General features: G+C 40.8%; 6 protein-coding genes. 2 read left to right on the top strand and 4 right to left on the bottom strand.

The genetic code is table 11. From position 1 onward, the window contains the following. Positions 1-132: 132 nt before the first annotated feature. From ABD985_RS14575 to ABD985_RS14565, 3 genes are all read right to left on the bottom strand, one after another. Complete coding sequence (locus tag ABD985_RS14575; RefSeq protein ID WP_345372935.1) at positions 133-606, bottom strand: hypothetical protein; 474 nt, start codon at positions 604-606, stop codon at positions 133-135. 78 nt (positions 607-684) lie between these two features. Further along, entirely contained in the window at positions 685-2367 is a 1683-nt protein-coding gene (locus ABD985_RS14570; RefSeq protein ID WP_345372933.1) for a PAS domain-containing hybrid sensor histidine kinase/response regulator, read from the bottom strand. Between the two features lie 103 nt (positions 2368-2470). Continuing rightward, positions 2471-4924, bottom strand: a complete 2454-nt coding sequence (locus ABD985_RS14565) for a GNAT family N-acetyltransferase (protein WP_345372930.1) — start codon at positions 4922-4924, stop codon at positions 2471-2473. Positions 4925-4996: 72 nt separating this feature from the next. Between ABD985_RS14565 and ABD985_RS14560 the strand changes: the two genes are divergently transcribed. Beyond that, on the top strand, positions 4997-5413 hold the full coding sequence (locus ABD985_RS14560) for a DUF7793 family protein (protein WP_345372928.1): 417 nt from the start codon (positions 4997-4999) through the stop codon (positions 5411-5413). Between the two features lie 262 nt (positions 5414-5675). Continuing rightward, positions 5676-6404 carry a class I SAM-dependent methyltransferase gene (locus tag ABD985_RS14555; RefSeq protein ID WP_345372926.1) on the top strand — a complete coding sequence of 243 codons (729 nt, stop codon included), beginning with the start codon at positions 5676-5678 and terminating at the stop codon, positions 6402-6404. Positions 6405-6589: 185 nt separating this feature from the next. On the opposite strand, the gene ABD985_RS14550 is transcribed toward ABD985_RS14555, so the two are convergent. After that, the gene (locus ABD985_RS14550) at positions 6590-8596 is read right to left on the bottom strand and encodes a TonB-dependent receptor (protein WP_345372924.1); all 2007 of its coding nucleotides are present in this window, start codon (positions 8594-8596) and stop codon (positions 6590-6592) included.

The following is an 8596-nucleotide window of genomic DNA, read 5'->3' as shown; positions in this document are numbered from 1 at the left end:
GGCACTTTTTAAAGAAAAAAATATGAGCCACCCCTTAAATGTTAATATGGGATGACTCATCTTTCAGTATATAATCAGTTAATCGCCTAAATTGTTTTGATGTTATTAAAACAATCTCTGATAGTCAATCGTTTATTCTTCCCTTATAATCTCCATAAATTGCTCTTCTATCGCTACTCCATTTAACCATGCTTTCTTAATCGACACTCCATTGTCTTGAATATCAAACTCACAGTACAGTGTATCAAAGACGGTTTCATTAAAAGATATCAACGTGGTAGAGGTCTCTCCCTCGTAGTAATCAGAAGCATATACTGCGAGGATCAATGCACTATCCGGTGTATAGTAAACATGATGCATATTGGGAGCATCTAGATTCCCATTATAGACGTACTCAAACTCATCGCCCTTCTTGTAATAGACTTTGATATCCTCCTTCTGATAGTGCTCTGCAAAATCAAGTAAATTCTTCCCCTCCCTGTTCATATAATGAAGCCCAATTTGTGTATCAATATTTACACAACAGACAGGCTCATCCTTACAAGCTGTCAGCATATAAAAGAGTAGCAAACTTATGCTATATAGTTTTAGAGTAGTCTTTTTCATTGGTTATGTTTTTGTTTAATGATGTCATACATCATAAAGACACATGATCTTTGGAAATAGACTACACCTAAATCAACTTTACAAATGTTTCAAAATCATATTTAAGAGTTCCACGCTCTCATAAGGTTTCATAAGGTAATCATTCATCCCCTTTTCATTACACTTGTCAATACAATCTCTTGAGGCATTGGCTGATAGTGCAATAATCACTTTATCGTAACCCTCCTCTCGGATCACCTCAGCAGCATGGTAACCATCCATCACAGGCATCTGAATATCCATAAAGATCAAATCATAGTCTGCTTCTTTAACCAGTTGAATCGCTTCTTTTCCGTTGTTTACGATGGTAACCTCTGCCCCTAAATGCTCCAACGTTACTTTGGCACGCAACAAGTTTATATCGCTATCATCTACCACCAGAATGTTGTACTCCTCTTTAAACTTGAACTTAGAGACATCCAACTCAAACCGCTCCACCACAGGGCTTTGAGTGGTATACTCCATCTCTATCTCAAACCAAAAGGTAGAACCTTGTGCCTGATGTACTGGAGGACTTATAATACCAATATCTCCATGCATTAACTGTGTTAACTTTTTGCATATAGAAAGCCCTAATCCTGACCCTCCATACAACCGGGTGGTGGACTCATCGGATTGGGTAAAGGATTCAAAAATCAACGCTTGCTTTTCCAATGGAATACCTATACCTGAATCCGTGACCTCTCCCCTTAAGACCATCTTAGACGAAGACAGCCTACGAGCTGTAAAACTCACATCGATCGATCCATTTTCCGTAAACTTGATGGCATTATTCGTCAGGTTAATAATAATCTGATTTAACCGGGTAGGATCACTAATCACATATTCAGGGACACTATTGTCAATATGAAATGAGAAAGTTAGCTCTTTCTCTTCTGCCAGGAACTTATAAGGCTTCAGGCAAAAGGTTATATTCTCTCTAATCGAAAAATTCTTCTTTTCAAATACGAGTTTATCCTGTTCAATTTTATTGAGATCAAGAATATCATTCAAGAGTCGATTAAGGTTTTTCCCAGCATTGAGAATTAACTCCAAGTACTCATCCTGTGTCTCATCGGTTTCCGTGAACTTCAGTAATTCCGTAAAGCCCAGGATTCCATTTAAGGGAGTACGTATCTCATGGCTCATATTAAACAAGAACCTACTTTTGGCCTCGCTAGCGGCATCCGCTTTCTCTTTAGCAAGGATCAATTGCCGCTCGGCTTCCTTTTGTTCTGTAATATCCCTTGCGATAATAAGGATACCATCCACTTCATTTTGATTATTGATTAATTGGGAGAAATTAATGGATGTTGGAATTTCCCTCCTGTCTTTAGTCGTAAAGCAGGTTTCTATATGTGCTTCCCCTTTCTCAGCTATCTCTGCTTGTACATACTTGATCAATTCTCCTTGCGGATCACAGAGCAGCTCTGCTATATTAGCAGCCTTCAGTTCCTCTTCTTTATATTGCAATATTTGACAAGCCACTTCATTCATGGAACGTATACTGAGATCCTTATTAAGGATAAACAACATATCGATAACTCCCTTGTAGATACTCTGCATAAAATCCCGGGAAACCGTAGAGGTTTTCAGCTCCTCCCCCAACATATTCACTCCTTGTATGATAGCATTCAGCTCATCATCATCATCTGTGGAGTCAATTCTATAATCAAAATTACCATTGGCCACTTCGAAGATTAGGGTACAAATATCTTCGATTCTTTGTTGTACAGTTAGCATATTTCGTATATAGTTTCTGGTCACTGAAGTAACCGCAAGAGTTTGCTTGAAAACTCATTTTTAACAAAGAGCACTCACAAGCAAACCCATTGATTACATGATATCACCCTTCTTTATTTACCAGCATGGTTGCACTCATTGCTTCCAACATATAGTTATCCTGGGCATTCATAAAAGCTACTTTAGGATAAGGTTTTGCCCCTACCTTTTTCTTCTCAATCGCAGCAGAGATTCCAAAGTTCGCTTTTTCAAAGCCTAATTCATTCGCTCGTCTCACCGTTTGATACAAGGCCTGTCGGTACACTCCATATTCGTAGACATAGTCATAATCCATTCCAATAAGCATAAAGCTGTACGTCTTGGAAAAGGTATTCTTATGACAAAAACAAACCGCCACAAATTGACGCTCATCACTAACGCCTTCCTTCAGCCTAAGCAATATAAACTCCCAATTGGGGTCTACATTCATCTGATTAAAAACCTTATCTGGAAAATCAAAAGAATTGATTGCTGTGTTTTTTGCCTTGACATTCTTAAACAGTTCTATTCCCCTATTCAGCTCTTCTTCTGAAAGGAACTCCTTCACTTCTACCTCAAATAAATCCTCGTATCGTTTGATCTCTTGCTTAAAATGTCTTTTTCCCCTTTTCGTCAAGGTATCCATAAAGCCTTCCTCTGTTTGCCAACTCAAATCTTCTACGACACAAGACGCTGGCATATCCACCTTCACATAGCCTTGTTCAATCATATATTCCTGAAGTTCAACATCACTTTCAGCAAAATCCCTTAAAAGAATATTTTTTGCTTCTACTTGCTCTTGCTCCTGATTGAGCGTTTCCATCAACAGCGATAAAGCCTCTTTCCATTGATCGGTACTTCTATCCAGGTATAAGTGGTCTCCTTCTGTGAACAAGCTTCCCATGATAATGGACTTTGATGTAAAGTAGTAAGGATCTACTTGTCTTTTCTCTTCCATTTTCCTGGAGATAGAAGCATCCAAAAACATGTCCTCCTTGTATAAGGCAATAACAGCAAACGTGATCAACACAGGCTTTTGATCTCGGTCCGTAATCACATAATACCTGAAGTCCCAGCAATCTTCCGGCTTCTCGTTCTGTGTAAAGGAAGCTTCTAAAAACCTTAACCCTTCCCAGTTATACATTCCACGATGTCCTAGAAAATGGTCCCAGACATTGGCATCTACCTGTTCAATTGTCGTATAAACATTCACCTTAAAGGTCTCCTCCTGTACAGGGGACACTATTTTCTCAGCCTCTGGCTTATCTTTAGGTGCTTTTAGTTTAAAGTTTTTTAGAATTTTCTCCTTGGTTTGCCCCACCTCTTCCATCGCTTCATGATAATGGAAATCCAGTTTCTCTACCAAAGTGGTAATATCCTCTTCCGTCACATGATTGGACATGGTAATTCTTACCCCTGTACGACTTGCTGGAACTGCAGGGAAAGCTGCTAAGTTGACATAGATGCCATCATCTATCAAACGCTTGATCAGCGTATTGCTCATGGCCATTACGCCAGTACCAATATACCCTATAGGGCTATTATTCTCCGCGATTAATGGTAAAGTAGTTTGCGTCACCAACTCATTGAAATGAGCAATATTTGCTTGTAACTGTTGCTGCAACTGAATAATCTCTTCACTGAGGTGAATTTTAGCTGAAGCGACAGATGCTCCAAGTATTGCAGGTTCCAGCTGTACCGAGAAAGTCAGTGGTCCTCCAAACATTTTTACTTTTCGGTGCCACTCCTGATCCGGGAACAACGTCAAACCACCACAAGAGCCAAATCCTTTCCCCATGGTCGCCGTCAAGATCATTTTTCTGTAAAGCACTCCATCCATCTCTTGCATCACATAACCTGTACCATGAGGGCCTGCCCAACTCATCCCATGCGCATCATCCACATAGAGGTATAATTGCTCATACTTTTCGGCCAACGCAATCATCTCTTTGATAGGTGCAAAATCTCCATACATGGAGTAAACACCATCCGCCATATACCATATCTTTCGATACTTATTCCTATACTTTTTAATATAGTGTTCTAGCATCTCCAGGTTGTTATGGCGTATCATTTCTACGTGCACTCCTGCTGATAGCAGCTTCTTGGTAACTTCCTGTACACTACTGTGTACCTGATGATCCAAAATCACCAGATCGTTATTTCTAACGACTACCGGTATGGTTGCTAAATGGGAGAGAGTACAATTTTTGGAAATGACTACTGGTGCACCATACATCTTCTGAATCAATGCCTCTAGCTCGGTATAGAGAGGATTGGAAACGTAGGTTTTGGACATGGGAAACTGGGTTCCAAAACGTTCAATAGCAGCAATAGAGGCTGCTTTTACAGCAGGGTGTTGTTCTATGCCTAAGTACCCACAAGTACCAAAGTGCAAGGTTTCTTTTCCCTGAAAAGTCAGGTGCCTTCCATTTAAAGCATTGTCTTCTGCATACAGGTGAACAACTCCTTTTTCTGATGCGACGGATAGGACTTCATCGACCGTATCAATGATGTTATTATGTCTGATTTTTGCCATTGTTTTATTTTAATTGGTCATAGCTTTTCTTAAGTTAATATTTATTAACAAAGCTCCTAACCCTGCAATCCAATGAACAACGTAAGGAATATTATAAAAAAGAGTGAAACGCAGTTTGCTGAAATATACCTGTCGGATGGCATTTTATTCTATGATTATAAACCTATGAATGAGCTATCCCTGAAAGTTGCGGAAGAGTGTGTACAGGACCGTATTTTATTCTCCAATAAAACAACCTATCCCTGCTTATTTAATATTCAATCGGTCAAGGAAGTCTCAAAAGACGCTAGAGACTACTTGGCCAATGAAGGCAATCAATATATCCTTGCCAGTGCGATTGTCATCAGTTCCCCTATCGTAAAAATGTTGGCTAATTTTTTTATTCGAGTAAATAAGCCTAAAAATCCAACGAAGATTTTCACGGATGAGGTTAATGCTGTAGAGTGGCTTAATCAGTTTAATAAAACGAATGACACTGTTACAAAATAGTCCAAAGATGATGTCCTATTTATCACTTCTCTTAGAGCTTGCTTGGAACATATGAATTAGGGTTGAAAAGTATAATTGTACTTTTCAACCCTAGTCTTTTATAAAGAAAAAATTTAACCGGAGACATCCCTGAAGCACCAGGGTAAGTAAAAAGAAAGGAACTATCTAGACACGGATTCTATTATAGGAAAAAGGATTCTTCTTATACTGAATTGGACAGTTTTACCACTATCCAGTTTCATAACGCTGAATAAGCACTATTATGAAAATTAACAATCCCGCATCCCGATGGGCGCTTTCTATACGCCCCAAGGACCGTGTACTCGATGTAGGGGGAGGAAACCATCCACATCCCAGAGCTAATGTTATTGTAGATAAATATGAGGACGACGATACCCACCGTAACGGAAACCTCAAAGTATACCGCCATCAGGAGTTCATTAATGCTGATGGAGAAAGTCTTCCTTTTGAAGACAATGCTTTTGACTATGTGATTTGCTGTCACGTCATGGAACATGTACCCCATCCAGATCAATTACTGCATGAGCTCAGTAGGGTAAGTAAAAGGGGGTATATAGAGGTCCCTTCTTTGCTAGGGGAATTTCTTGCCCCTAAAGATTCTCACGAATGGGTTTCTCTTGAAATTGATAACAAGATTGTCTGTGTGAGGAAGAATGATATAGGTATGAATCAAGTTCGTTTTGACTTTGGAGAATTATTTCTATATCAACTACAAAAACAATCTTTAGCCTACAAACTTTTGCTCCGTACAGAGCCGAATCTCATGACGGTACGCTATGAATGGCAAGATGAAATAGAAGTAATTGTAGATCCTCAGGACGAACGTCTCCGACGGTATTTTACGACTCCTTGGGGACAGCAACAAATTATGGAGCAATTCCCTAAGCGACAATTGCCTAAAGAAATGTTGGATACTTGTAAGGCGTTCTTTAATCTTTGCAAGACGTATGTAGGCGGCTTTAGGGCTTAGCTTTTGAGCGTGGACGCTCAGAGCAGTTGGAGGCGACCACATGGGACAATGCCGTCAACTTAAGGAAATAGTGCATGTAGAAAGAGTAGTGCAAACCCGCTTCAGGTCGTAGGGAGGACCCTACGACCAGTTTCTACCTTTTTACTTTCAGCTTAAATTGACAGCATTGGGATCGCCCCTACCTATTAAAAAATAATATTCATTCCTACATAAATATCCCTGCCTGGGCGATAAATTCCTCCCCAATCCAAATGGGTACGGTAATAGGCATCCAATAAATTATCTACCCCTACCTGAATATGGCCTCTTTTCCCTTGCCATTCCACTTCATATTCAGCACGTAAGTTTACAAGGTAATAAGCCTCCGTAGCTTGCTCTTCAAATACTTCGCTTATCTCATTCTGCTGATTTGCATATTCATACTCTGCCTGCAACTGCCACTGCTTATACTGGTAACGCAAGGCTTGTTGCCAACGCAACGGAAGCATCATAGGCAACCCATCCCCATCCTCTAATCTACCGTGCGTATATTGCAAAGTGGTCTTGGTACTTAAGTCCTTTGTTAACCACCAATGCGCATTGGCATTTGCTCCAACCATATAAGCCGAAGGGATATTGGTATAACGCTTCACTCCTTTAGCACCTACTGTCATGCGGTTGAGGGATGGATCTGTTACTCCCATAATATAATCCCGAAACAGGTAAGCAAAGGTACTTACCCCTAGTTGTAACTGCTCTGTCTCATGGGAGGCTTTAGCACTCCATTGCCACGCCTTCTCATTCTTAATGTCCGGACTACCGACATAGTCATACCCATCAAAACGATTAAAAAGGTAAAAACCATAGATTTCAGTAATCGTCGGCTGTCTACTAGTATAAGCTCCCTGCATAGAAAACTTCCATTGCTCAGAAGGTTGGTAATGAACCTCCAACTGAGGACTAACTAATAGACGCTCATCCGCTCCCTCAATTGCATACCCTAAGGTCTGGAACTGCTGTTTTCCAAAAGTAGACGTCATCAAAGTATGCGCATAGTCCATTCTTAAGGAAATATTCGTTTTCCATTGCGTTGTCCATTGGGTAGACTGACGGGCATAAACGCCTCCAACGGTCCTGCGGGTATCAGCCCAGGTCAGCATAAACATAGGTATTCCACCTTCCTGATTGGGGTACATTGTCATTTCAGCCCTAACATCATTGGTATACACATCAGTCTTCAGCATCAACTGATGGCGTCCCCATTGCCACATTGTCTCCACAAAGCCTCCATAGGTATCCGACCAGCCCGGCATATCCATACGAATAGGAACGTCTGGACGTTTGGAGTCATCCATGATGTGTGTAATGTTATTGCCATATATTTTGGCTTGGAGATGATGTAAACTCCCCTGTTCCGGATACCACTCATAAGTTAGTCCATACAGATTCCCTTTTGCCGAAGACACATCCATCGGCAAAGCCGGATAACCCACATCCCGGGCATCATCCATAATTAGGGAAAGCCTCAGCGCACTACTTTCATTCAATAAGTAGCGTAGATTTAGGGAGTGATTCATCTTGGTATATTGAGAGAAATCTACTTGTTTTCCCTTACCATGAAGATAGTTCTGATGTTTCCTCCAACCTCCGGAATAGCGTACTCCCCATTTTCCTGCTGCATAATTTAAGTTACCCAAATAATCCTGTCCATTGGAAACGGAGTGATAGGTAGCTCCAAGCCCTCCACTCCATGGCTGCTCACTTTTCACTACAGGTGCGGGAGATACCATATTCAACGCCCCACCAATGGTGGATCCATGTATATTGCCATTGGCTCCTTCTTCAATCTGCAAGGCTGATAGATTGTTGGTTTCTACATAAGAGGATACGGGATCCATACGGTCGGTACAAGCACCGAAAACATGCATTCCATCTACCGTAATATTGATTTGCCCCGCTGAGAGTCCTTGTATCACGGGCTCCTGGGCATAGTTTCCCCTCTTGATAAGATTTACCGAAGATGTTCGGTCCATGATGCGTTCCAGAGAAGATTGTTTCTCAGGAATATAAAAATCCTGAGCACCTTCTCCCTCTACCACTACTTCTTGCAATACGCTTGTCGCAATGGTATCTTGATGTATTGTATGTCTTTGGGCCTGTGAGATCCCCCACAGTCCCAAAAACACACCTAGCATTACTGCTTTTAGTCTCAT

The sequence above is a fragment of the Algivirga pacifica genome, from assembly GCF_039543525.1.
Taxonomy (GTDB): Bacteria; Bacteroidota; Bacteroidia; order Cytophagales; family Flammeovirgaceae; genus Algivirga; species Algivirga pacifica.
The sequence above is the reverse complement of the archived record's forward strand: the minus strand, read 5'-3'. Positions and strand labels throughout refer to the sequence as shown.